The sequence below is a fragment of the Prochlorococcus sp. MIT 1314 genome, assembly GCF_034093315.1.
In the GTDB taxonomy this organism is placed as follows: Bacteria; Cyanobacteriota; Cyanobacteriia; order PCC-6307; family Cyanobiaceae; genus Prochlorococcus_A; species Prochlorococcus_A marinus_Y.
Map to the genome: position 1 here is coordinate 513400 of NZ_CP139300.1, position 22439 is coordinate 535838.

The 22439-nt window shown below is 34.1% G+C and carries 25 protein-coding genes, 2 tRNA genes and 1 pseudogene; 9 read left to right on the top strand and 19 right to left on the bottom strand.

Features of this window, described 5'->3' with window-relative positions; all coding sequences use genetic code 11:
- Positions 1 to 4: 4 nt before the first annotated feature.
- The 4 genes from SOI86_RS03015 to SOI86_RS03030 form a co-directional block, all read right to left on the bottom strand.
- Positions 5 to 1219: a porin gene (locus SOI86_RS03015; protein ID WP_320682127.1), complete on the bottom strand. Its 1215-nt coding sequence runs from the start codon at positions 1217 to 1219 to the stop codon at positions 5 to 7.
- Between the two features lie 156 nt (positions 1220 to 1375).
- Complete coding sequence (locus SOI86_RS03020) at positions 1376 to 2542, bottom strand: porin (RefSeq protein ID WP_320682128.1); 1167 nt, start codon at positions 2540 to 2542, stop codon at positions 1376 to 1378.
- 198 nt (positions 2543 to 2740) lie between these two features.
- Positions 2741 to 2911: a hypothetical protein gene (locus SOI86_RS03025; RefSeq protein ID WP_320682129.1), complete on the bottom strand. Its 171-nt coding sequence runs from the start codon at positions 2909 to 2911 to the stop codon at positions 2741 to 2743.
- Positions 2912 to 3362: 451 nt separating this feature from the next.
- Entirely contained in the window at positions 3363 to 4040 is a 678-nt protein-coding gene (locus SOI86_RS03030) for a pectate lyase (protein ID WP_320682130.1), read from the bottom strand.
- Between the two features lie 483 nt (positions 4041 to 4523).
- Here SOI86_RS03030 and SOI86_RS03035 point away from each other — a divergent pair.
- Positions 4524 to 4597 (top strand) — tRNA-Pro (locus SOI86_RS03035).
- Between the two features lie 177 nt (positions 4598 to 4774).
- A complete protein-coding gene (locus SOI86_RS03040; RefSeq protein ID WP_320682131.1) occupies positions 4775 to 5836 on the top strand; it encodes a hypothetical protein in 1062 nt (353 codons plus the stop codon).
- An 82-nt stretch (positions 5837 to 5918) separates the two neighbouring features.
- Here SOI86_RS03040 and SOI86_RS03045 read toward each other — a convergent pair whose 3' ends face one another.
- The 3 genes from SOI86_RS03045 to SOI86_RS03055 all read right to left on the bottom strand — a co-directional run bounded on the left by SOI86_RS03045 (position 5919) and on the right by SOI86_RS03055 (position 7677).
- Positions 5919 to 6827 (bottom strand): hypothetical protein, encoded by a 909-nt coding sequence (locus SOI86_RS03045; RefSeq protein ID WP_320682132.1) that lies wholly within the window; start codon positions 6825 to 6827, stop codon positions 5919 to 5921.
- A gap of 12 nt (positions 6828 to 6839) precedes the next feature.
- Complete coding sequence (locus SOI86_RS03050; RefSeq protein WP_320682133.1) at positions 6840 to 6965, bottom strand: hypothetical protein; 126 nt, start codon at positions 6963 to 6965, stop codon at positions 6840 to 6842.
- Between the two features lie 394 nt (positions 6966 to 7359).
- Positions 7360 to 7677 (bottom strand): ArsR/SmtB family transcription factor, encoded by a 318-nt coding sequence (locus SOI86_RS03055; RefSeq protein WP_079293115.1) that lies wholly within the window; start codon positions 7675 to 7677, stop codon positions 7360 to 7362.
- A 117-nt stretch (positions 7678 to 7794) separates the two neighbouring features.
- On the opposite strand from SOI86_RS03055, the gene SOI86_RS03060 reads away from it, so the two are divergent.
- Positions 7795 to 8823 carry an ArsJ-associated glyceraldehyde-3-phosphate dehydrogenase gene (locus SOI86_RS03060; protein WP_320682134.1) on the top strand — a complete coding sequence of 343 codons (1029 nt, stop codon included), beginning with the start codon at positions 7795 to 7797 and terminating at the stop codon, positions 8821 to 8823.
- A gap of 5 nt (positions 8824 to 8828) precedes the next feature.
- Positions 8829 to 10085, top strand: coding sequence for an organoarsenical effux MFS transporter ArsJ (gene arsJ / locus SOI86_RS03065; protein ID WP_320682135.1), 1257 nt, complete (start codon positions 8829 to 8831; stop codon positions 10083 to 10085).
- Here the strand turns inward: arsJ and pstS are convergent.
- Positions 10053 to 11024 (bottom strand): phosphate ABC transporter substrate-binding protein PstS, encoded by a 972-nt coding sequence (gene pstS, locus SOI86_RS03070; protein ID WP_320682136.1) that lies wholly within the window; start codon positions 11022 to 11024, stop codon positions 10053 to 10055. The genes arsJ and pstS overlap by 33 nt on opposite strands.
- A gap of 762 nt (positions 11025 to 11786) precedes the next feature.
- Positions 11787 to 12251, bottom strand: a pseudogene (locus SOI86_RS03075) (chlorophyll a/b binding light-harvesting protein); the annotation flags it as partial.
- A 212-nt stretch (positions 12252 to 12463) separates the two neighbouring features.
- Here SOI86_RS03075 and SOI86_RS03080 point away from each other — a divergent pair.
- The 3 genes from SOI86_RS03080 (at position 12464) to SOI86_RS03090 (ending at position 13656) form a co-directional block, all read left to right on the top strand.
- Positions 12464 to 12616, top strand: coding sequence for a hypothetical protein (locus tag SOI86_RS03080; protein ID WP_320682137.1), 153 nt, complete (start codon positions 12464 to 12466; stop codon positions 12614 to 12616).
- A 180-nt stretch (positions 12617 to 12796) separates the two neighbouring features.
- A tRNA-Pro gene (locus SOI86_RS03085) sits at positions 12797 to 12871 on the top strand.
- A 200-nt stretch (positions 12872 to 13071) separates the two neighbouring features.
- Complete coding sequence (locus SOI86_RS03090; RefSeq protein ID WP_320682138.1) at positions 13072 to 13656, top strand: hypothetical protein; 585 nt, start codon at positions 13072 to 13074, stop codon at positions 13654 to 13656.
- Between the two features lie 403 nt (positions 13657 to 14059).
- Here the strand turns inward: SOI86_RS03090 and SOI86_RS03095 are convergent, their stop codons facing one another.
- From SOI86_RS03095 to SOI86_RS03110, 4 genes are all read right to left on the bottom strand, one after another.
- Positions 14060 to 14746, bottom strand: a complete 687-nt coding sequence (locus tag SOI86_RS03095; RefSeq protein WP_320682139.1) for a DUF1028 domain-containing protein — start codon at positions 14744 to 14746, stop codon at positions 14060 to 14062.
- Positions 14747 to 16024 (bottom strand): M20 family metallo-hydrolase, encoded by a 1278-nt coding sequence (locus tag SOI86_RS03100; protein ID WP_320682140.1) that lies wholly within the window; start codon positions 16022 to 16024, stop codon positions 14747 to 14749. It lies immediately after the preceding gene.
- A gap of 94 nt (positions 16025 to 16118) precedes the next feature.
- Complete coding sequence (gene asnB / locus SOI86_RS03105) at positions 16119 to 18131, bottom strand: asparagine synthase (glutamine-hydrolyzing) (RefSeq protein ID WP_320682141.1); 2013 nt, start codon at positions 18129 to 18131, stop codon at positions 16119 to 16121.
- A 4-nt stretch (positions 18132 to 18135) separates the two neighbouring features.
- Complete coding sequence (locus SOI86_RS03110) at positions 18136 to 19248, bottom strand: aspartate carbamoyltransferase (RefSeq protein ID WP_320682142.1); 1113 nt, start codon at positions 19246 to 19248, stop codon at positions 18136 to 18138.
- Positions 19249 to 19493: 245 nt separating this feature from the next.
- Here SOI86_RS03110 and SOI86_RS03115 point away from each other — a divergent pair, with 245 nt between their 5' ends.
- Entirely contained in the window at positions 19494 to 19643 is a 150-nt protein-coding gene (locus tag SOI86_RS03115) for a hypothetical protein (RefSeq protein ID WP_193741706.1), read from the top strand.
- Positions 19644 to 19924: 281 nt separating this feature from the next.
- On the opposite strand, the gene SOI86_RS03120 is transcribed toward SOI86_RS03115, so the two are convergent.
- The 3 genes from SOI86_RS03120 to SOI86_RS03130 form a co-directional block, all read right to left on the bottom strand.
- Complete coding sequence (locus tag SOI86_RS03120; RefSeq protein WP_320682143.1) at positions 19925 to 20131, bottom strand: hypothetical protein; 207 nt, start codon at positions 20129 to 20131, stop codon at positions 19925 to 19927.
- Between the two features lie 117 nt (positions 20132 to 20248).
- Positions 20249 to 20674 (bottom strand): 5'-3' exonuclease, encoded by a 426-nt coding sequence (locus SOI86_RS03125; protein ID WP_320682144.1) that lies wholly within the window; start codon positions 20672 to 20674, stop codon positions 20249 to 20251.
- A 56-nt stretch (positions 20675 to 20730) separates the two neighbouring features.
- Positions 20731 to 21213, bottom strand: coding sequence for a hypothetical protein (locus SOI86_RS03130; protein WP_320682145.1), 483 nt, complete (start codon positions 21211 to 21213; stop codon positions 20731 to 20733).
- Between the two features lie 110 nt (positions 21214 to 21323).
- On the opposite strand from SOI86_RS03130, the gene SOI86_RS03135 reads away from it, so the two are divergent.
- Entirely contained in the window at positions 21324 to 21446 is a 123-nt protein-coding gene (locus tag SOI86_RS03135) for a hypothetical protein (protein ID WP_320682146.1), read from the top strand.
- A gap of 157 nt (positions 21447 to 21603) precedes the next feature.
- Here SOI86_RS03135 and SOI86_RS03140 read toward each other — a convergent pair whose 3' ends face one another.
- Genes SOI86_RS03140 through SOI86_RS03150 form a run of 3 tightly spaced genes read right to left on the bottom strand, consistent with a single transcriptional unit; the run spans position 21604 to position 22421 of the window.
- Positions 21604 to 21789 (bottom strand): hypothetical protein, encoded by a 186-nt coding sequence (locus tag SOI86_RS03140; RefSeq protein ID WP_320682147.1) that lies wholly within the window; start codon positions 21787 to 21789, stop codon positions 21604 to 21606.
- A gap of 4 nt (positions 21790 to 21793) precedes the next feature.
- The gene (locus SOI86_RS03145) at positions 21794 to 22099 is read right to left on the bottom strand and encodes a DUF3764 family protein (RefSeq protein WP_320682148.1); all 306 of its coding nucleotides are present in this window, start codon (positions 22097 to 22099) and stop codon (positions 21794 to 21796) included.
- A gap of 49 nt (positions 22100 to 22148) precedes the next feature.
- Positions 22149 to 22421, bottom strand: a complete 273-nt coding sequence (locus SOI86_RS03150) for a DUF3303 domain-containing protein (protein WP_002808354.1) — start codon at positions 22419 to 22421, stop codon at positions 22149 to 22151.
- Positions 22422 to 22439: the final 18 nt, after the last annotated feature.

Genomic DNA, 22439 nt, shown 5'->3' on the forward strand with positions numbered 1-22439 from the left:
TTGATTAGAAACTAAATGATGTCTTAACCATTACCCCACTTTCATCTTCTGTTCCTGAAGCAAACTCTTTTGTATAAATCAATGGTGTAACTGTCATTCCATCATTAATTTCGTAAGAGTAATATGCTTCATACATTAAGAGCTCATCATCAACTGAGGTTGAGTCAAAATCAACAGTATGTTGCTTTGTACCCACAGCTATACCAGCTGAACCTGGACCAAGCTCATCCCATGAAAGTCCTACAAACCAAGATGATGAATCAATATTACTAGTTGTGCTTAGCTCAGGAATGTCGCTATTAGCAGTCTCATAACCAGCACTTATTGATGGTAAACCTTCTCCACTTGGAATAAAGTAGGCATTTAATCCATAAATATCTGAATCAGTTACTACCTGGGTGAAAGTTGGATTCTCTTTGTAGGCATAAGTGAAAGATACACCATAGTTATCGCCAGAGTAAGTTACTTGTGTTGCGTATGCATCGTCTCCCTCTTCAGTCATTAACCCAGTTGGGCTACCTGTATAACCGAAAGCGGCAGTGAATCCATTACCTACATCATAACTAGCACCAAAAGCTGATCCTCCTCCAGCATTCAAAGCTGAATAGTTATTACCACAATCATCTAAGGTATTTGATGGGCCTCCATATACACATGCTGTGTCAAATAGTAAACTTCCGTCTGTATTGTCTCCAACAAAGGCTGTTGTTTTCGCACCAATTGGGAAAGTGTATGAAACACCATCAACAACTAAAGAATCAGATGAAGTTGCATTTCCATCGAATTCAACAACACCAGCACTACCAGCATTACCAGCATCAATAGAAACATCAAGTGAATCTTCACCTGTAAAACTAGTGTTTAAATCGATTTGGAAACTATAGGCACCCATTACAGATTGGCCGCCATTACCAGTATCTCCAACATCAGCAGTGGCTTCATTATCAATAGCACCTAACATGAAGTCAGCACTGAAGGAAGCAGTTGTAGTTTCTGAGAAACTACCGTCATGACTATGAACGTCGACTAAGCCTTCTCCTCCCGCAACTAAATTATTTTCACTTAAATCTTCGTTATTAAAAGAATTAGCAAAATCTATACTCTCAATATCAGAGTAATTAGAAATTTCATTTAAATTTGTTTCAGAAGCAGTTGCAGACAAAGGGGCTAAAAGACCCAAAGCCGCAGGTGCTACCAGCAAACTCCTAAAAAGTTTCATAAAAATTCCTCACACAGAAATCAAATATTACTAAAGATAAATCAAAAAAATTAGTTTTACAACCCGCTGTAGACAATAATAAATTTGTCATCAAAAAAGGCCTGCATTTATGCAGGCCTTTTGGCATGTAAGAGATTTTTCTAAATTATTTTAAATTTAGAAGCTGAATGATGTTTTAACCATTATTCCAGTTTCATCGTCTGATCCAGCTGTTGAAACTTCCTTGATGAATACTAATGGAGTAATTGTCATACCATCATTGATTGGATATGAGTAATATGCTTCATACATATACTCCTCATCTGTATCTTCAACTGTAGGTGTTTTTGTACCCATAGCGATTCCTGCAGAACCTGGTCCAATTTCATCCCAAGTCAATCCAACGAAGAAGCTTTCAAGACTATCAGATGATGTAGTTACACTACCATCTTCACCAGACTCGAAACCAACACTAATTGAAGGGAATCCATCAGGAGTGTAGTAACCATTAATAGCAGTGAATGTATCTTCTTCTGTACCTGTTTCTACAACACCATAAGTAAGTGATAAGCCGTAGTTATCAGCGGTGTAAGCAGCGTTAATAGCATAAGCATCATCAGACTCTTCAGTCATGATTCCGCCTTCAGGGCCTGCATAACCTACAGCACCTGTAAAGCCGTTACCGAAATCATAAGCAGCACCAGCCATTGCACCACCATTAGTGATACCAGCATTTACATTACCGCAATCATCTAGAGTGTTAGATGGCCCACCGTATACACAAGCTGTTGTGAAAAGCGCACTACCGTCAGTGTTGTCACCAACCATGACTGTTGCTCCACCAACAGGGAAAGTGTATGAAACGCCATCAACAACTAAAGAATCAGATGAAGTTGCATTTCCATCGAATTCAGCAACACCAGCACTGCCAGCATTACCAGCATCTAAAGAGATATCAAGTGAATCTTCACCTGTAAAACTTGTGTTTAGGTCGATTTGAAAACTGTAAGCACCCATTAGAGACTGAGATCCCTCACCAGTGTCACCAGTATCAGCGGTTGGAGTGTCATCAACAGCACCTAACATGAAGTCAGCGCTGAAAGAAGCAGTTGTAGTTTCTGAGAAACTACCAGCTTCAATATTGTTCATTCTTGCTTCCAATCCATCAACACGGCTGTTTGTAACAGCTAGTTCTTTTGGATAGAATTCGCTAATGTTCTGTACCTCTTCAGAAGAAGAGTAGCCAGAAACCTCAGCAAGGTTAAGCTCATTAGCTGTTGCAGACATAGGTGCTAAAAGACCTAACGTTGCAGGAGCTATAAGCAAGCTTTTGAAAAGCTTCATAAATTTCCTCACACGAAATTTAAAGGACACTTTAAGATAATGTATTTATGCATACAAAATCAAGTATCGACCGCTACATTTTTGAATATTTTGTGCCACTTTCTCAACCTATACAAAATAAAGAATTTAAATCTTAATGTTTTATTTCCATAAATAAATTAACATGAAACATTTTTATAAATTAATCCTTGGGGTAACTTATACTGACTTTTTAGAAATTTTAAAAGAAACTTCCTTAGTTTTATATTTTTTAATTTTGTTCTTTTTCCCTAATGTATCTACATACCATCCAGAAGCTAAACGAGTATCAATTTCCTCATAACTTTCATTAGAGTTTAAATTGCTAAGCGATTTCTTTTTATAATCCATTTTTAATTTAAAAAATAATATTCTATAAAATATAGCATTTAAAAATTTTTTGCCCTTAGAAATTTAGATAACCACTATAAATTAATTTGATGAATTTGCTAATAAATTAAAAAGTTTGTTTTTCGAATCACAAGATTTTCAGTAATGTAATAATTTTCTGGAGCAAAGTGAAAGTAAATCATTGAATTCTTTAGAAAAAAGAAAAAAAAGAGTATATCTGCCTCAACAAAAAAATTTATTGGCTATATTTTTTGAAAATTATTAAACCTGAGGAGCACAAGGTTAAATGACTCAATTAAATTTAATTGTAAATTCTTTACCTAGAGATCTACTTGAATTCTGTTTATTTCTTGTAGTTGGTTTTACAGCTGGATCTGTTGGTCTGATTTAAATCCCTAAAAAATCACAAATTCCAAACTTGATAAATATAAGTAGGGTTATTTTTTAAGTATTAAAAATTATTTTTCATTTTCTTGAAATTCCTAAAGCAATGTAGGAATATTCCTGTTGAAAGTAAAAATTCAAAAATTTCTTGATCATTTCTTATTTGTTCTGTTGTTGAAGCCCAAGAAATGTCAAAATAAAAATAAAAAAGGGCTACAGACAAAAAGAATAAAGAAAGATTTTTACTTGGTAAAGATTCTAAATTTTTAAATCTCTTCCATCCAAACCATCCTAGAAAAATGCAACTTACTTCAAAAACTGGATCTAATAAATAGTTATGAAAAAAGGGCAAATTATGAAAATTAGTTTCTCCTTGAACATTAAAATCAGCAACCATATCAATTCCAATTCCAGTTAATCTCTCACCCCAACTTATTTCCTCCCCAGCAACTATAAAAGATAATGTTGCTATCAAAAGCCAAATTACAGAATTAAGACTTTTCTTTTTCTTTTTCTTTATAAAAATCAAGAAGGCAAGACCAGATGAAATCAGATATTCTAAAAACTGAATCCATTCAAGAGGGCCATCTTCACTTCTAAGCCAATCAAACCAACTAACTCCAATAAGATCCTTGCCATAGGGAAGTATATAAACAAAGCCATAAATAAAAAACAAATAATAAATTGGGAACAAGCTCACTTCTGGAGTTATTGTCCCCCAAGTTGTTTTAATTTCTTTAGGCATTAAAGATAAAATACTTATAGTGTTTTACTTTATTTTATTTTCGTACAATTCTCAAACCAGACTTTAATTTTTAATTAACTTTTTTTTATTTGTTCAAAAAAAACAATGTTGATTCAACAGTAAAATTAAATATTAAAACTAGGTTTGCTCTGAGTCGATTCCCTTACTATTTTTCAAGTTCGTTCATATTAAATAGTATTTATTTGAATAATATTAATTTTTAGTTTTTAAAAGTTGAAATCATTTCTCGAAATCAAAACAATATATTGCGATTAGACAAATTAGAAAATAACTCCCTAAAGTTAATCAACATAATTATTATTTCTGTAGCTGAGCAACAATAATTTTAAGCGACCAAACACTAACTTTTTTTAGTCATAAATAGCGACAAAAATATTATTTAGCCTTATAAAGTGATTTTTTATAAATTTTTTAAGAATTTGGTCTTTTATAGATGTCTGTTATGAACTAAGATCTTATGAGCGGGGCGTGGCGCAGCTTGGTAGCGCGGGTGCTTTGGGAGCACTAGGTCGCAGGTTCGAATCCTGTCGCCCCGACTCTTAAAAACCAAGTTATACTAGAGAGTTTCCCAGACTCTCTTTTTTATTGTCTGCAATCTCAAATGAGAAAAGGGATCTGTAGGGGGATCTAGAATGTTTAAACATTTCAAAAAGGTGCTTAATAATAGATATTATGATTTTCATTGTTTAATATCTACCTAAAACTGCTAAGAGATGATTGATTCAACGGAACAAAATGATGATGGACCTTATCCTTATTATGATGAAGTTGATAAAATATATATAGAAACAGAAAGCTCTTTACAAGAAATAAAAGGATGGGCTGAATTCAAGGAGAAGTGGTCTGACTATCTTTCAAATCACATAAAAGAAAATAAAATTAAGCAAAGTCTTGAATGGTTTCTTGTGATTTGGTTCGACCATGAATTAAAGGAAGAAACAAAATTATTTAAAGATAAACCTCCCGAAGAACCTGATAATGAAAATATTACGGCTGATAAGGTGGAAGAATACAAAAAAAAGTTTGATATGTATATTTTGGCTCTAAAAGAATGGAATAAAAAATTAATTGAAGTTGCGCCAAAAGCCTTAGAAACAATGAAATTAGGAAATATTTTTAATATAACTATTCAAGATGGTAATCATAGTGATAAAGAATATACAGGAGATGACCCAGCAAAATTTATGAACATGGCGTTTTCCTACAAGGCGGAGAAGAATTGGGACTCTGCTATTAAATATTTAAAAAAATCATTTGTTGCCTTTGAAAAATCTCCTCTTGAATATCCATATGACTTTAGTATTCAAGATTTTATAAGACTTCCACTATATATGCATCAGGGAGGATACATTGAAGAAGCTTGGGAAACCTTCAATAACTTTTTGAAAGGGAACTTTCCAATTAAGGTTCCAAATTCAAATGGGTTAGAAAAAGATCATTTAAAAACTTGGGAATGTAGGGATATTTATGACAAGATGAGAGTTTCGAGTGTAAGAGAAAAAAAATACCAAGATGCTTTGCGATATAGATGTCTAGAATTATTTTATGGATGCGCGCAAATGTTCTTTTCTTATAAAATTGATGGTTATTCGAGCGAAAAAAAAGCTTTAAAAGAAAATTCTGAAAAACTAACAATAATTGAAAGATTGAAAACTAATCTGAAAAAAGCAAAACTAGAAAACGAGGGCGATAGAATTGCAGATTTAATAGTAGAGGCAATTTCCTTTTTGCCAGATTACGAAAAGGGTCAGGAGAAGATCCTTAAGGGAATTTAGAAATAAATAAACGATTATGAGGATAAAATAACTCAAAGAAGTTATCAAATCTAATAGTAGGAATAGTAAGCTTTCCTTTTCTTTACAGGACTTCTTTTAAATTTTTTACATATAAATCTTGCATCTGATGAAGCCAATCAACCTTTTCTGACCAACAAGTTTCATCAGTCAAATCCCCAGATGATTTTTGGTTAAAGAAATATCCTCTTTTCCCTCCATCACCGAGAGGGGCACCAAGAGACTTTTCTAATGTTTCTTGATGAGGTTCCAACTGTAGGAATATATTCTCAATGTCTGCATTTCGCCCACCTCGAACAAATAAACCTACTTCCTTTTTTCCAATATAAATAGAAACCCAAAGATCAGAGTCAGGAACGTGACGCCAATGAGAACTAGTCGCCAAACGTCCATCCCATTCTTCTTGCTCAGGATGACGTTCAAGAAGATGTTCCCAAAAGCGAAGTCTCCATTTACTTAATCCACTAAGTTCTCCTGATGAACGTACTTGTTTTTGTATTTGACGATCCCAATCATTTGGCTTAGCAACGATTTCGAATAATGGAGCTATTGGAGAATTACCAATTTGGACAGCTTTTACCTGAACAGCAAAAAAAGCAAAAGGTGCAACGGTGTGATCATTGAGCCACTGCACTGCTGATACATGAGGATCTCTAAAACTGCTCGCAACCCAAATAACAACTTGCGCTTCTAATCCAGCTAAATAGGTAAGGATTTGTCCAAGATGTGTGTGATCAGTTTGTTCTAATTGGTTTTCAATAAGAACTCTTGAATCGTTTTGTGGATTCCTGGCAAGGATATCCGCAGAGAATGAATCAACACTCACTTCTTGGCCTTCTAATTCGAGAGGTATTCCTATAGCTGCAGATAACCGGTCAAGATTGTTGGCAAGCCAAGGAGTGAAATCTTGTGCTTCATGACTCCATGCTTCTCTAAGATTTACATTCTTAAGTGTTCCAAGTTTTGTATCCATTTCTATAACCTATTATCCATCTAGCCTGTCAGCATAATCTCTTAATATCTCTGCCATCTTTTGAGGTGGAATTTCTTCTTGATATTCTCTACATAAATCAAAAAACTTATTCAAGAAATCTTTCATTGAAGAGGACATAAAAAAAGAGGATTTTATCACTCTATATTAGATCTACTTTCGTAAAAAACTATCAATTCAACGACCTAGTTAACATAGGGCACTAGGTTGACTAGGGGGGATCTGTAGGGGGATCTACAACATATAAACAAGTTAAAACATGTTTAAACTTTATGCAATATCCAATCTCAAACTCATTCCAATAACTATAATTAGACTAGGCTATAACTAAAGTCTCAAGCTTTTCTTAAAAATACCGCCCAGTGCTTTGGGAGCACTAGGTCGCAGGTTCGAATCCTGTCGCCCCGATTGACTTCTCACAATTCTTAAAAACTCTCTGGGCGATCTCTGGGCGATCATTTGCTATACCTTGCATAACTTTGCATGGTGCATCGCCCGCTATGTTAAAAACCATTTATTCACAAGATCTTTTACTTGATGATGACTGAATTAAATTACCCATCCAATTTTTAATATCTGATAAGACTTCCAAATCTAATTTGTAGTAAACCCATCTACCCTCCTGCCTATCAGAGATAAGACCTGAATCTTTTAGGATCTTTATGTGATAAGAAATTTTAGATTGAGATAATCCAGTTACTTTAACTATGTCGCAAACGCATATCTCTCCACCCATCATTAATTCAAGAATATTTATTCTGATCGGATCTGAGAGGGACTCCATTATCCCAATAAATTGCTTACTATTAATCTTTTTAAGTTGTTCTAACAAAATCAAAAGATCATTAACTTATTAAATACTAACCTAAAAAAATTAATTACACATATCAAGAATTATTGATGCATCAAATATTTTTGATATATAATAAAGCAGTTTTCAATATTTGTTATGAAAATTGGAATTAACGGATTTGGAAGAATTGGGAGATTAGTTTTAAGAATTTTATGGGAAAGAAAAGATATTGAAATAACTCATATAAATGAAATAAGTGGGAATTCTTTAATTGCATCTCATCTTCTAGAGTTTGATTCCGTTCATGGTAGATGGAATAAAAATATAACTTCGAATGACAACGAAATAATAATTGAAGGTAAAAAAATTTCCTTTACATCAACAAAGAATTATCTTGATGTTCCATGGAATAAATCTTCGGTTGATCTTGTTTTGGAATGTACAGGGAAAAATAAAGATCCCAAAGAATTAAATCCATACTTTGATTCTCTTGGAATAAAAAAAGTAATTGTTGCCTGCCCTGTAAAAGGAATTGTTGGAGGGGAACAAGCACTTAATATTGTTTATGGAATTAATCAAGACCTTTATAAACCTGAAAAACATAAATTAATTACAGCAGCATCATGTACTACAAATTGCTTGGCTCCCATCGTAAAAGTTGTTAATGAAAATTTCTCAATTAAACATGGGGTCATAACAACTATTCATGACCTTACAAATACACAATCTCCAGTAGATTTTTACAAAAGTGACTTAAGAAGAGCGAGAGGATGCATGCAAAGCTTAATACCTACTACAACTGGATCAGCTAAGGCGATTGCTGAAATTTTCCCTGAATTAGAGGGAAAACTAAATGGTCATGCAGTAAGGGTTCCACTTCTAAACGCCTCATTAACCGATGTAGTTTTTGAATTAAATAAAGAAGTAACTGAAGAGCAAGTAAATAATGAATTTAAAAAAGCATCTGAAACATACTTAAAAGGTATTCTTGGATACGAGGAGAGACCCTTAGTGTCCGCTGATTACTTAAATGACTGTAGAAGTTCAATAATTGATGGACTTTCAACGATGGTTGTAAATTCAAAATTATTAAAGATTTATGCTTGGTACGACAATGAGTGGGGTTATAGTTGCAGGCTTGCCGATCTTACTTCTTATGTAATTGAAAAAGAAAAGCAATTTTAGTTTTTATGAAGTTATCTAGCCTTCAACAATATAGTGTCGTTACCGCAAACTATTGGGCATTTACTCTTACTGACGGTGCATTGAGGATACTAGTTGTTGGTCATTTTCATGAACTTGGTTATTCAACTCTGCAAATTGCTTTACTTTTTCTTTTCTATGAATTTTTTGGAATAATTACAAATCTTTTTGGAGGCTGGATAGGGGCAAGATATGGTTTAAGACTTACTTTATGGATAGGAACAATTCTGCAAATTCTTGCTCTTTTTATGCTGATTCCAGTCAAAGAGAATTGGTCAGTAATCTTTAGCGTCTCATACGTTATGTTAGCCCAAGCGCTTAGTGGGGTAGCAAAAGATTTAAATAAAATGAGTGCAAAAAGTGCTGTTAAATCAATAGTTCCAGATTCAGGAGAGAATAATCAAAATAGTCAAAAACAATTGTTTAAGTGGGTTTCAGTTCTAACAGGATCCAAAAATGCACTCAAGGGTGTTGGCTTCTTCCTAGGGGGTCTCTTATACAAGCTATTGGGCTTTAATAATGCAGTTGGAATAATGGGTTTAGGTCTATGCTTGGCATTCTTCTTAACTTTATGTCTTCCTAAAGATTCAGGGAAAATGAAAAGAAAGCCAATCTTTAAAGATCTTTATTCAAAGTCTCAAGGTATTAATATTCTTTCAAGTGCCAGGTTTTTCTTATTTGGAGCAAGAGATGTCTGGTTTGTAGTAGCTCTTCCAGTATTTTTAGACATTTCTTTTGGATGGGACTATTTAAAAATAGGACTCTTCTTGGGTGGATGGATAATAATCTATGGTTTCTTTCAAGTATTAGCTCCATTACTTAGAAAAGTATGGGGGAAAAATAATAGCCCAACAAAAACTACCGTTCAATTTTGGGGACTTATCTTAACTTTTATTCCTTTATTTATTGCTGGAGCATTAAACGGTGATAAATCATTAGGTCCTGTAATTGTTATTGGATTAATAATATTCGGCTTTATTTTTGCAATGAATTCATCTACTCATTCGTACTTGATTTTGGCTTATTCAGATAATGAGAAAGTAAGTTTAAATGTTGGTTATTACTATATGGCTAATGCAGCTGGAAGATTATTTGGAACCCTACTATCTGGCTTGTTATTTATGCTCGGTAAAAATGCCACTATAGGTATGCAGTATTGTTTATATACTTCCTCTATTTTGATTTTTATTGCTTGGCTTACTAGTTCTAAATTACCTTCCTATTCTTCCAACAGCCTCAATTGATTTTTTTAAAATTTCTCCTTTCAAGGGAACGAAACCTAAGGCAGGAGCTTTATCTTGATATTCATCGCTGAGCAATTTATAGAATGTATCTTGAATTGCCTTAGTATTTCTTCCATTACCTCTTTCGTAAGCAAGTATCCAAGTCAATGTTGCTATTGGATAAGCTCCTTTAGCAGTAGGATTGGGATTTTTACCCGCCAAGTTTTCATCAAGATTTATTCCATTTAAAGCTATTGCACCTGACTCAGTATTGGGGGTAACGAATTCACCAGAAAGATTTTGAAGTGCAGCAGCCTTAACATTACCTTTAATGTATGACTGGTTTACATAACCAATTGCACCTGGAGTATTTTGAATAACACCTGCAACACCAGAATTACCTTTTGCGCCAACTCCGGAAGGCCATTTAACTGATTTACCAGTACCTAAATTCCAGGTTTTAGAGAAAGCCTCCATCGAATTTGTAAAAGCTTTGGTCGTGCCTGAGCCATCAGAGCGATGCGCCCAAGTTAATTTACCTGACTTACATCCTAATTCCTTCCAATTTTTTATCATTCCCATTGCTACTTGAACAGCCTGCTCTTGAGTTAATTTCAAATCGCAATCATAGTTATATCCAAACGCAATTGTTCCACCAACCATCGGTATTTGTACGAGTCCTCTTTTAACTTTCTCTATATCAGAATCTTTCATTGGATCATCTGATGCACCAAAATTAACAGTTTCGTCTATGAAAGCTTTTCTTCCAGATCCTGAACCTACTGCTTGATAATTAACTCTAGGACCTCCAGATTTAGCTAAGTCAAAAAACCACCTGGTATAAATTTTCGAAGGAAATGATGCACCAGCTCCACTCAATCTTTTTGAAGCCATCGCAGATGGAGCAAGTATTAATGAAATTGCAGAAGATAAAATGAGAGTTTTTTTGAAAATACTCATTAGCCACTTTAATTAAAGTCAATTCATTTATAGCATCAAACAAAAGACGAAATTCAAAGGTTAAGAAATACATCAAATTATTTTGATATAATCAATAATTCTTGATATATAATCTAGCAGCTCAATTAAAACGCTTACTACTTGCATAAAAAAGCTGAGCCTGCATTATTTAATACTTAAGGCCACAATGTGACAATGATTGGCTCGTGAAAATTATTAGTGTCTTTATGACACTAGGTCATAGCCGGGCGATCCTTGGGCGATCAAATGCTTAACTTTGCAACACTTTGCTGCATATAAGACAATTCTTGAGACTCATATTAATCCTAGTCATACCAACTAATAAGCTATAGCCTCACTTCGTTCTCATGGATGCTGTCGCAATTTGCTGATCGAGTGCTTTGGGAGCACTAGGTCGCAGGTTCGAATCCTGTCGCCCCGACTCAATCAAAACCAAGTCATAGAGAGAGTTCCCCAGACTCTCTTTTTTATTGTAAAGAAGTTGGAATAATGAGACTGAGCGAGATTTGAGCGAGGATTTGCAATACCTTGAGTAACCTTGCTTTATTTAATTCTCAAATATTATTGGGCTAGATGACCAATAGCATTATTTAAAATATGTAGATTACCAAAATTCTAAATAAGAATTTATAGGACAGACTTAACTATTTCCAATAGTAAAATTTATACAAAATATATATAGTATCTGATTGCATAAAAAAACCTCTCTAGCTAAAGAGAGGATATTTTTTTTAAATTTAACTATTTTTGTGTAATTTTTGCGTCTTCCATATTGTCAAACGCTTGACCAATTTTCTTGAAGTCAAATCCCATAGCTCTTAGAGCATGCCATAAATGACCTTGTAAGAAAAAGAATCCCAAATAAAAATGAGCATTTGCAAGCCAAGCTCTTGAACTATATACACCAGAACCTAAATCAACTGTATCAGTAAAATAAGGAGCGAATTCAAATTGAAGTTTTAAAGGTTCTCCATAAAGATCAACTGGGTAAATTGTTGTATTAGAAGCGCACCAGAATGCAGCTACAAAAGCCATATAGGAAACGCCTACTACTGAGTAAGACAAAATAGCCTCAGCTCCAAGTAAACCTTTACCTTTGAATTCCGTATATTCTCCAACTTGCTTAGTAAAAATGTGGAAAATTCCGCCAATAATTTCTAAAAAGGCTAGAAATGCATGACCTCCTAAAACATCTTCTAAACTATCTTTTGAACCTATTTTTAAATAGCTTTACAGAATTTATGGCATTTGTTCATAAGACATATTTAAAACATCATTTAATACACTTGTTTGAATTAATAATTACTTCTTAGTGTCTAAAAAGTATCTTTAACCCTCTTGGTATATTTTTTTGCTTAATAGTTAAAAAAAACAATTTAATATGAATCTAATATATTTTCTTAATTACAAATAAATTCATGTTTTCTTTTTCATTTAATTCATTGGCTTCATTTGCTATTGGTGGTTTCAATCCTTCTGCGGCTGCCGTAGGATTTGGTTTTATGGCACTTTTTGCCCTTATAGGGATTATTCTTGGACCAAACTTTAGTAAACTTGATACTGATCAATAAATTTTTTTATAGATTTGAATTCAAAGGTAAACTTAAAAACCTTATTTTTTATTTTTTGAGCGAGATTTGAGCGAGATTTTGCATATTTTTGCAATACCTTACTAAATCTTTTAAATTTTTGAGACTCAAATATTTTGCTTTTATTGCAACAAATAAGATATAGCATAACTTGTTTCTCATGGGGGCTGTCGCATTTTGCGTAGCGGGTGCTTTGGGAGCACTAGGTCGCAGGTTCGAATCCTGTCGCCCCGACCATTTAAAATCCAAGTTATATCAGCGAGTTTCCCGACTCGCTTTTTTATTTCTCATTTGTCTTAAAAACTCAAATAGCGATTAAATAGCGATTATTTGTATAGCTTTGATATACCTAGTAGGCTTAATCGCTAATGATTATATTTATCTTTGAGTACCTTTTTATTTTTTTAGCTATAAAGTAATTAAGAATTTTATGTTCAATGGCTAAAGAGGATTGGGCTGTAAAAGGTAGATATCTGCTTAAAGGTATAGATGATCTTAAAATTCAAGGTGAAGATGAAAAACTATTCCCTGAATTATTTGGTTATCGTGATGAGAATGATTTAAGAGAAGCTATTGAGGATGCAAAAAAAATACCCGAAAAAAAATTAACCCCCCTTAGTTCTAAAGATGAATTAGTCAATCCTGACTTTAATTTCATACCAGATTTTTTTATATTAAATGACTTCCTTGCTCATACAATTTATGAAGAGGGGATTTTATATATGTCAAATAAATGTCTAGAACAAAACTATGCTGATACAGAGCTTGAGTGGTTCGAAGTTGATGAAGAGCATTTAGAGGACAATGGTTTAGATTTAAATGTTTTTGATGAACCAATGTCTTACTCATATATTGATGCGATTATTTACGCAGATGGAGAACCAGTCGAATTTGATGACATTCTCGAACATTATGGCAATTTGAAAAAACATCATCTTGATCTCGATCATTTTTATTGGATGGGTAAATCTTTCGTTTCTAGGCATAATTTTGGATTACGAACTCCTTACGGACTAAATTAATTATCTTTTAGACATTTTTAAAAATTAGCGATTATTTAGCGATTAATTGTATACCTAAGGATAATATTGTATATCTTTGGCCTATTTTTAAGACTCGTAATTTTGTAGATATAGCAACTAACAAGCTATAGCCTGACTTGTTTATTTAACCTACTGTCTCAATTTGTCGTATGGGTGCTTTGGGAGCACTAGGTCGCAGGTTCGAATCCTGTCGCCCCGACTCTAATAATCCAAGTCATAGACAGGTTTCCCAGCCTGTCTTTTTTATTGGATAATTGTCTCATAATGAGAAAGGAGCGCTAGAAGGAGCGCTAGTATCTTCGAAGATCTTAAAAGGGTGCTTAAATTGTTAATTGATAGATAAAAATAATTCCAACCCTCTATAAGCTGAACTTATTAAAGCTTATGCAACTCTAAATTCCTTTTTCATATTCATTTCTGGCAAGTCATTCATTGAGTCTCTCCATTCCTGGGCCCATTCACTTTGACTATGTCTATAAATTCTAATTAGTTCATCTACAGAGGAATCATGATAATCAACTCTCAGATCTAAAAGAGGAAAGCCTAGTTCTCCACTAACTTTTAGAGCGCTTGAGGTTGAACGGAGGCTTCGTTTATCTCCACCTATATTTTCTCCTGCATTAAGAGCATCAAGTAGTCTTTTCCCTAATTTAATATTTGGATCACTTTGCTTGAAAACATCAGCCATCACCTCAAGAACTTCAATATTCTCTAGAAAATTGCCAGCTACAGAAAAGTTTTCTCCACTTATATGTCCGCTTGTCTGAAAACATTCTTGACCTGTCCAGCATGCGCTTCTCCCATACTTATCAATTAGGTGAACCTGTCTTTTTTCCCTGCCAAAATCTTCTTTAATTAAATCTTCCAAAACAATTTTCGAATCAGAGCAGGATTGGAGTGACTCAAGACTTCTTATTCCTAAATACGGATTAGTTTGCCCTTGAGTTGCAACAGCACCAACCTGTGATCTAACGAATGAAACTGTTGAGCCAACAGCTATATGACAAGAAGAAACTGCAACACCAAATCTATTTTTTAAAGGATCAAAACCAATAATTGAAAATGTCATTTATATCATTAGAGGCTTGTATAAAAAATTCTTATCGATGGAAAATATTGTATTTAATAAAACTTCAATACCATTAGCACATTGATCAAGAGAAGTATATTCCTTGTAGGAATGACTCAGACCATTTCTGCTCGGGACGAAGATCATAACCATAGGACAGATCCTTCCTATTTCTTGTGAGTCATGACTTGCTTTGCTTGGTAATATTCCAGTTTTAAATCCCAACTTTTCAGATTCATGAAATGAAGAGCTAACTAACTTAGGGCATGACTTAGTGGGAATCACTTCAAATTGAGGTTCTATCTGTACTACGCATCCAGTAACTTCTTGAATTTCTGAGCATAGAATCTCAGTTCTTAAACTCATTTTCCCAAGTACATCTTCATCTAAATCTCTCATATCTATCGTGAATACTGCTTCTCCTGGAATAACATTTGCCGCATTGGGATGTAACTTCAATTTACCAACTGTTGCGACTGCACTTTCAGAAGTAGTTTTAGCTATCTGTTCAATGCCAACAATAATTTTAGAGGCTGCCAAAAGTGCGTCATTTCTATTTGACATCGGTGTAGTTCCAGCATGATTTGCCTGACCTTTAACCCTAACGGTTATTCTTTTTTGACCTACTATTCCATTAACAATTCCGATATCCAAACCACCATCTTCAAGGACCTTTCCCTGTTCAACATGTAATTCAAGAAAAGCGAATATATCTTTTTTACTTCTTGCCGCACTTTTAATCTCAAGCCAATTTCCACCAATCCGAGAAAGATTATCAATTATTGAGCAAGAATTACTGGTAACAAAATCTTCTTCTTTAATAGATAAATTACCTGTAAAGCCTTTACAACCAATCATTGTCGATTCTTCATCAGCAAAGACAATGATTTCAAATGGTCTATTTAATTTAATATCATTTTCCTGAAGAAAAAAAGCAATTTCAATTCCTGCAATCACGCCTAAAGTTCCGTCATACTTACCTCCCTTTGGAACAGTGTCGAGATGAGATCCGGTAACAATGGGAGGTAGATTATTATCATGCCCATCTAATCTTGCAATAATATTTCCTGCAGTATCAATCCTTATTTTTAAACCTAATTCCTTAAGGGTTTTCATAAAAAAATTTCTTGCATATATATCTTCATCAGAAAAACCTCTTCTTGAAACAGAACCATTCTCAGAAGCTCCGATTGAAGAAAAAGAATTTATCAAGTCTTGGATTCTCTCCCTATTTATTACCTGTGGCTCTAGGATATTTAACCCAGCGCTATAACTCATACTTCTATTACTTAAACCTTTTTAAGGTCTCTTATTTTTCAAATAAAACCTGTATTGGTTTACACCTTTTCAGAAATTAATTTAAGAAACGAATTCAAACTTTCCAGCCCAAATTATCAGCCATCTTTTGAGCCTTATCAGGGATATCCTCAATTATAAAAATCTTATATAAGATCTGAACACTTAAAAGATGATTGATTATTGCATCCAATTGTACTTTTTCTGAGGCATCAAGCTCTGAACTAAAAAATGTATTCAGCAAATCATTTACTTCTTTTTCATCCAAGATTCCAAATTCTCTTATCCTCTCAGGACTTAAAAATTCATTCACAATTTCCTTCATAGAACTTAAATTATCTTTATCTGCATGGGAAGGGGGAGCCATGAAAGGAAATTTTTCACGTTTATATAGTGATTCAGGCAGCAATCCTGACATGGCTTCTCTTAAAACATACTTCTCGACATTGTCTTTAATCCTTAATTCAGGGGGAACAGCAACGGCAGCTTCAGCTAGGTGATGATCTAAAAATGCAGGTCTGGCTTCCATTGAATTTGACATATCCACTCTATCTCCACCCCATGTGAGAATTTGGCCCTCAAGCATAGTCTTCATCCAAACATACTGAGCCTGATCAATTGCGTATCTATTTTCTAACTGTTCAAGGTCAAGTTCTCCAAAAATTGCCGCCCCAGGATCATAAGTTTCCGTTATCTCTTTATATTTACTTGAGACTAGACTTTTCGCATAAGTTTCACATGCAAGCCAAGGTTGAAGGCAACTTGGCGTGAATCCTAAAAATTCCTTGAAAGATTTATTACTTATATCTTCATTAGCTAGCATCGCGCCCTTGAAAATATCATTTGAATTTTCCAGATTTTCTCTAAGATTCTCAGATCCTGAATTAGAAATTCCGACACCATAGGTATACATATCTTTTCTAAAAGCGGGATAGCCTCCAAACAATTCATCTGAGCCCTCTCCTGTCATAACGACCTTATAATCGAGCTCATTTACTCTTTTACTCATAAGGTACTTTGCAATTGCAAGAGTGTTATAAATAGATCTTTCAGTAAACCATAGAACCTTTTCAAAATTCCCATACAGATCATCTCCATTTATTTTTAAAATCTCATGATCTGCATTGGTGGCGACAGCCATCTCTTTTGCTATCGAAGTTTCATCATATCTTTCATCACTGAAACCAATCGTGAATGCCTTGACTGATTTTTGACTTATGGCAGAAGCCAATCCCAAAATTGAGCAACTATCAATTCCACCGGACAAATAACAGCCGACAGGAACATCAGCGACCATTCTTAATTCAACTGCTCTCAACAATTCTTTTCTAATATTTTCAATAAAATATTCTTCACTTTTCTCTCTTTCATAAGTGTTTTTCTTAGGGAAATTTATATCCCAGAATTTTTCCTCTGTTATCTGAAATTTATTATTTACTCTTTTGACCTTAAGGATATATCCGGGTTTAACTTGTTTAACACCGGCGAATGCTGTAGAGCCAGGTACCATTACCTGCATCAATTGATGTACCAGTCCTTCACCCGTAAATTTCCTTTCAACTGATGGATGGGCGAATAATACTTTTAATTCAGAGCCAAATATTAAGGAATCATCGGTCTCAATCCAGTATTGAGGTTTAATCCCAAAACGATCTCTTACAAGATAAAGACAATCCTGTTCTGCATCAAACAATGAAAAGGCAAATTCTCCTCGCAGATAAGATAATGATTCATCAATGCCATATTTCTCATAAAGCCTAAGTAATATTTCAGAATCGCTTTTTGAAGAAAAGCTTACGCCCTGTGCAACAAGATCAGCCCTGATTCTCTGAAAGTCATAAAATTCACCATTATGCGCCATCAGAATATGATTTTCGGCACCACCGACAAAAGGCTGTCTGGCTCGATTTTCATTTAAATCTATTATTGATAATCTCGCATGACAGAATCCTACAGAAGCATCATCTGATAATTTATATCCAAAACCGTCAGGTCCACGATGGCTTTGAATAGCCGCCATGTTTACAAGAATCTGAGGTTCAACAGATTTATTTTTTGATTTATTAAAAACCCCGCCTATTCCACACATCTAGTTAAACGACATCCATCACTCTTGTTGTTCTATCCATCAGACAGGTAAGTAATGCCATTCTTACAAATACCGCTCCTCTTGACTGAGCAAAATACCAATTTTTTGAGGTCTGATCAAGTGATGTTGACAATTCAGGTCCACGAGCAAGTGGATGCAATATTATGGAATCTTTTTTAAATGGCAACTCACTGTGCAATTTAAATGAACTTCCATGAACCTCATAATTTTCTCCTACCCATGCAATTGCATTTATATATGTAACGTCCAGGGAAGGCAGTACTTTTTGCATATCAGTCTCAAGCTCAATCTTTAGATCAGATTCAATAAGTTGTTCCAGCTGGCCTTCATCAAATAGATCGTTCTGATCAATGGATTTTTCATCGTAAATCACAATAATTTTTTTTATGAAATATGGAAACTTGCAGAATAATTTCAGAAGAGATCTGACTGTTCTCATACGTGATGGAACTCCGATGATACCAATGGTTATTTTTTCACTTTCATCAATTGATTTGTTAACCAGATGAGGTCTCCATTTAAAAATCGTATAAAGATCAGCCATCGCCTGAGTGGGATGTTCATCGATTCCATTACCGGCATTGATAATTGGGATTCTCAATGATTTTGTCATTTCAAAGATCGCCTCATTGTCACTTTCTCTGAGGACAACGCAGTCACCGTAGTTATTAAACATATGAGCAATATCCAGATGGGATTCTCCCTTGGCAATTCCAGTGGAACTTTTATCGGTGATATTTATTGAATCGCCCCCCAGCCTGTGCCATGCACTGTCAAAGGATAACCTTGTTCTGGTGCTTGGTTCATAGAAGGCATTTATGAGTATCTTTCCCTTGAGGGGACTGTTATGGGAAATATATCTGTTTGGGTTACTTTCAAATTTTGCCGCCAGCCTGAAAAGTTGCAGAAGACAATCTTTACTGAAGGGGTCTATGGAAATTACATGTCTGTCCAATAACTCATATAGAAATTCCGCTCTTTCCTTTATTTCAGATAATAAATTCTGAGGATGAGTGAAGCCGTAAATATCAGGTCCGATTCTTGAAAAAGAAAATGATTTTTCCTTATGTAAGGTTTTTACTTTATATGATCCCAAAATATTAAAGTTCTAAAATTTGTACCTATAACTACATTTTTATAAACAAAACCCAATAAAGACAACTAATTACAAAGAAAAATCTCAGAAAAAGTCCAATAATTATAAGTTTCTGTATAGATCTAATACAGGAAATAAATAAAATATTAAAAACTAGAGGTCCTATCCTCTGATGTTTAGATCGACTATCAATCAAAAAAAAGTTAGAACTAGAATTATTAGCTATTAATTAATAAAGAATATTAATGAACCTAAAAATCAATATAAATTTTTTAGAAAAATATTTAGCTAATTTTGTAAATGATATTGAATATAAAAGGATTACTAAAAAATTAAAAGAATATGATTTAATGGCGGACGTTGATGATCAAAGATTTCATCATTTTTGTTCTTAAACTTAATTGTATGGTCGAGATTGAAAAACATCATTATTTACGACCTTATTAAAATAGACACTAGGTCGTATAGGGGAGCGCTAGGGGGAGCGCTAAGTTCTATAAAGATCTTGTATGATCTTCGAAGATTTAGCAATAAGCTGTCTCAAACTCGTTCCACCATCTATAGTTAGTCTAGGCTATAACTAAAGTCTCAAGGTTTTCTTAAAAATAACGCCCAGTGCTTTGGGAGCACTAGGTCGCAGGTTCGAATCCTGTCGCCCCGACTCTTAAAAACCAATTTATACTAGCGTGTTTCCCAGACACGCTTTTTTATTGTGTGCAATCTCAAATGAGAAAGGGGCGCTAGAGGGGGTGCTAGTATCTTCGAAGATCCCCAATAGGGGCCAAAAAGGAAATCCATCTTTCCCATTACCTTTAGGTTCCCAATTATTTTTCTGATCTAATACCTCTTGTCCAGCGGCTTCGAATAATTGTTTACTTTGCATTGGTACTGTCCAGTTATTCTTTTTCCACTCAACTAAAAGATAATAATTAGCGACTTATGAATTAACAGCAGTAGGTAAAGCGCGTACAGCTAGTAGTGGAAGTATTAAGCGTTTCATTTAAGGATTAAAGTCTCTACATTTTGATCTTTCGTTTTCATAATCTTTTATAGCAGTATCCCATTCTGATAAATCTGCTTCTTTTCCAGAAATATATAATTCCATTTGTTTCCCATAGTTTGCTGATTCAATCCGACTATTGAATGAAGCATTGCAAAAAAGTATACTTCCAAATTTTTCATAGTCCGCATAATCCCTATTCGCGGCAAATTCAGCATTTGCCCTTTTCTTATCTAATGCTTTATATTCCAAATCCTCAATACTAGGTTTTGGACGGAGTAAGAATGCTTTATATTCCAAATTTTGAATACTAGGTTTTGCACTGAGTAAGGATGGTTTCTCTTGTGAATTTAGATATGCGATAAGGCAAACACAAATAAGAACAATAGCAAATACTCTAATTAACCAAGTGTTACTTTTATCCATTAATACTTAATAGCCATCTGCCAATAAGAAAGCGGTGCAAGTAGTAAGCGTTTCATTTATATTCTTCCTGACCAATTTATTTGGTTTCCTTTATCTTTTCCTTCCAAAACTATTAAACGATCTTTTTCCTCCGAATTAACAATAAATTCTTTACCCCAATTATCCATATCTAGATCGTAGGAAGTTATATTGTATTTTTCTAATTTACAACCACCTTCTTTCAAGACTAGAACTAATTCTTTATATATGTCTTCCTTACTAGAATCCTTTGGCATTGAAAATGAAATTTTTGTATTTCCATCTACTACTTCAACTGTTTCTTTAACAACCTCGATAGCATTTTGTTTTTCGCCGATTAATCTTATATATTTTCTTAATTTCCTATCAGGCAAACCCGCTGCGGCAATTAAAGCAATAAAACCAAAAAAGAAGCCCCCAATAGCCCAAGCGGCTCCGCTATACCCTTTTTGATGAGCAACTTCTCCAGAGTAAAATCCAGCAGAAAGCCAAACAATCACTAAAAAAAGAAATATTTCCATAAAAAAATTGGTTTTTTATCCCTCCAATTTTAGATCGAATGTCAATGAAATTTGAAGCCTATTGCTAGTTGGCATAAATTCGTTTTGATATATACAGAAGAATTTATAAAATGCTTAAGTTAATTGTTTATCTGGTTCTTGGGTTTTACTCAACTTATATGGAAGTAGTACAGTTAGTATCAAAAATTAGAAGATTTAAAATTATCCCAGTATCAAATCAATTACCTGCTTAAAAGCAAGAAACCTCTCCAGAAATTCCAACTACCAGAGAGGTTATTAAATTGACTCGTACTATATAAAGTCAATCTATGTCTTGGAGTAAACGAAGAGTGTACTCATTGAGGTTTGGCCTCATTTAATTTATAGCAAAAGAATTTCAAATTAACTGATTTAAACTTCCCAATCTATGTCGTAGTCGTCATCAATATCTTTTTCATAAACCCTCGCAAGTTCTCTTAGTAGAGTTTTTACTTCCATATCTGTAGCGCCTGATTCATCTTGGAACTTGATGCAAATTGCCTTAAGTTCTTCATAAGCTTGTTCAAGCAATATTGTTTTTTGATCTGGATTTGCCATTTGGTTAATCACAACAACTATCTTTTGTTAATGAAGCAGTCCAAGATGATTCCTCCATTGTTGATAAGTCAACTCTATGAGTTGCCATCCAGTCACCGTTTGCTTCCACAAACTTTTGAACATTACCTTCTGGAGCTTGATGAATAACAATTATTTTTTGAGGATCTTCCTTGCTTACTCCTCTGAAAAGTGGCTTTATATTAAATTCTGAATGCCTTTTATCTGCTTCTGCACTATCAAATATTGCAGCCCATTCATCGAAGGTGCTTTCAATTTTAAAAGTAAACACGGAGGTAACTGAACAAGACATAAAAAAGGAGCTAATTGCCCCTTATTGTAGATATGTTGTCAACCGAATTCTAAGAGTAGACTTTGGCAACCATTGGACCAGCTTCTTCATCAGTAAAGACAGGAGTTGTTTCCCAATTTAGGAATTCACCCCATTCAGCTGCATGTTGATATATTGCTTTTGGATCATCAGTCTTTAAAACTATCCAACCTTCTAAAGAACCAGGTGCGTGATATCTTCCAATCATCTCAACTCCAGGATAATCTCCGCCACCACCAAGAAATTTTTCTGCACCTTTTTGATGATATCCAGTCTTAAATGACCAATGCTGAACATAAAGCATTTCTTTTAATTTTTATTA

Bases quoted from the DNA above. Each gene is read 5' to 3' on its own strand.
- SOI86_RS03095 (WP_320682139.1), bottom strand. From the start codon at position 14,746: ATGACATTTTCAATTATTGGTTTTGATCCTTTAAAAAATAGATTTGGT.
- SOI86_RS03135 (WP_320682146.1), top strand. From the start codon at position 21,324: ATGCTTAAGTTAATTGTTTATCTGGTTCTTGGGTTTTACTCAACTTAT.
- arsJ (WP_320682135.1), top strand. From the start codon at position 8,829: ATGAAGTTATCTAGCCTTCAACAATATAGTGTCGTTACCGCAAACTAT.
- pstS (WP_320682136.1), bottom strand. From the start codon at position 11,024: ATGAGTATTTTCAAAAAAACTCTCATTTTATCTTCTGCAATTTCATTA.
- SOI86_RS03060 (WP_320682134.1), top strand. From the start codon at position 7,795: ATGAAAATTGGAATTAACGGATTTGGAAGAATTGGGAGATTAGTTTTA.
- SOI86_RS03050 (WP_320682133.1), bottom strand. From the start codon at position 6,965: ATGTCCTCTTCAATGAAAGATTTCTTGAATAAGTTTTTTGATTTATGT.
- asnB (WP_320682141.1), bottom strand. From the start codon at position 18,131: ATGTGTGGAATAGGCGGGGTTTTTAATAAATCAAAAAATAAATCTGTT.
- SOI86_RS03100 (WP_320682140.1), bottom strand. From the start codon at position 16,024: ATGAGTTATAGCGCTGGGTTAAATATCCTAGAGCCACAGGTAATAAAT.
- SOI86_RS03045 (WP_320682132.1), bottom strand. From the start codon at position 6,827: ATGGATACAAAACTTGGAACACTTAAGAATGTAAATCTTAGAGAAGCA.
- SOI86_RS03125 (WP_320682144.1), bottom strand. From the start codon at position 20,674: ATGGATAAAAGTAACACTTGGTTAATTAGAGTATTTGCTATTGTTCTT.
- SOI86_RS03145 (WP_320682148.1), bottom strand. From the start codon at position 22,099: ATGTCTTGTTCAGTTACCTCCGTGTTTACTTTTAAAATTGAAAGCACC.
- SOI86_RS03140 (WP_320682147.1), bottom strand. From the start codon at position 21,789: ATGGCAAATCCAGATCAAAAAACAATATTGCTTGAACAAGCTTATGAA.
- SOI86_RS03015 (WP_320682127.1), bottom strand. From the start codon at position 1,219: ATGAAACTTTTTAGGAGTTTGCTGGTAGCACCTGCGGCTTTGGGTCTT.
- SOI86_RS03090 (WP_320682138.1), top strand. From the start codon at position 13,072: ATGGCTAAAGAGGATTGGGCTGTAAAAGGTAGATATCTGCTTAAAGGT.
- SOI86_RS03115 (WP_193741706.1), top strand. From the start codon at position 19,494: ATGAACCTAAAAATCAATATAAATTTTTTAGAAAAATATTTAGCTAAT.
- SOI86_RS03130 (WP_320682145.1), bottom strand. From the start codon at position 21,213: ATGGAAATATTTCTTTTTTTAGTGATTGTTTGGCTTTCTGCTGGATTT.
- SOI86_RS03080 (WP_320682137.1), top strand. From the start codon at position 12,464: ATGTTTTCTTTTTCATTTAATTCATTGGCTTCATTTGCTATTGGTGGT.
- SOI86_RS03150 (WP_002808354.1), bottom strand. From the start codon at position 22,421: ATGCTTTATGTTCAGCATTGGTCATTTAAGACTGGATATCATCAAAAA.
- SOI86_RS03025 (WP_320682129.1), bottom strand. From the start codon at position 2,911: ATGGATTATAAAAAGAAATCGCTTAGCAATTTAAACTCTAATGAAAGT.
- SOI86_RS03120 (WP_320682143.1), bottom strand. From the start codon at position 20,131: ATGCAAAGTAAACAATTATTCGAAGCCGCTGGACAAGAGGTATTAGAT.
- SOI86_RS03020 (WP_320682128.1), bottom strand. From the start codon at position 2,542: ATGAAGCTTTTCAAAAGCTTGCTTATAGCTCCTGCAACGTTAGGTCTT.
- SOI86_RS03040 (WP_320682131.1), top strand. From the start codon at position 4,775: ATGATTGATTCAACGGAACAAAATGATGATGGACCTTATCCTTATTAT.
- SOI86_RS03030 (WP_320682130.1), bottom strand. From the start codon at position 4,040: ATGCCTAAAGAAATTAAAACAACTTGGGGGACAATAACTCCAGAAGTG.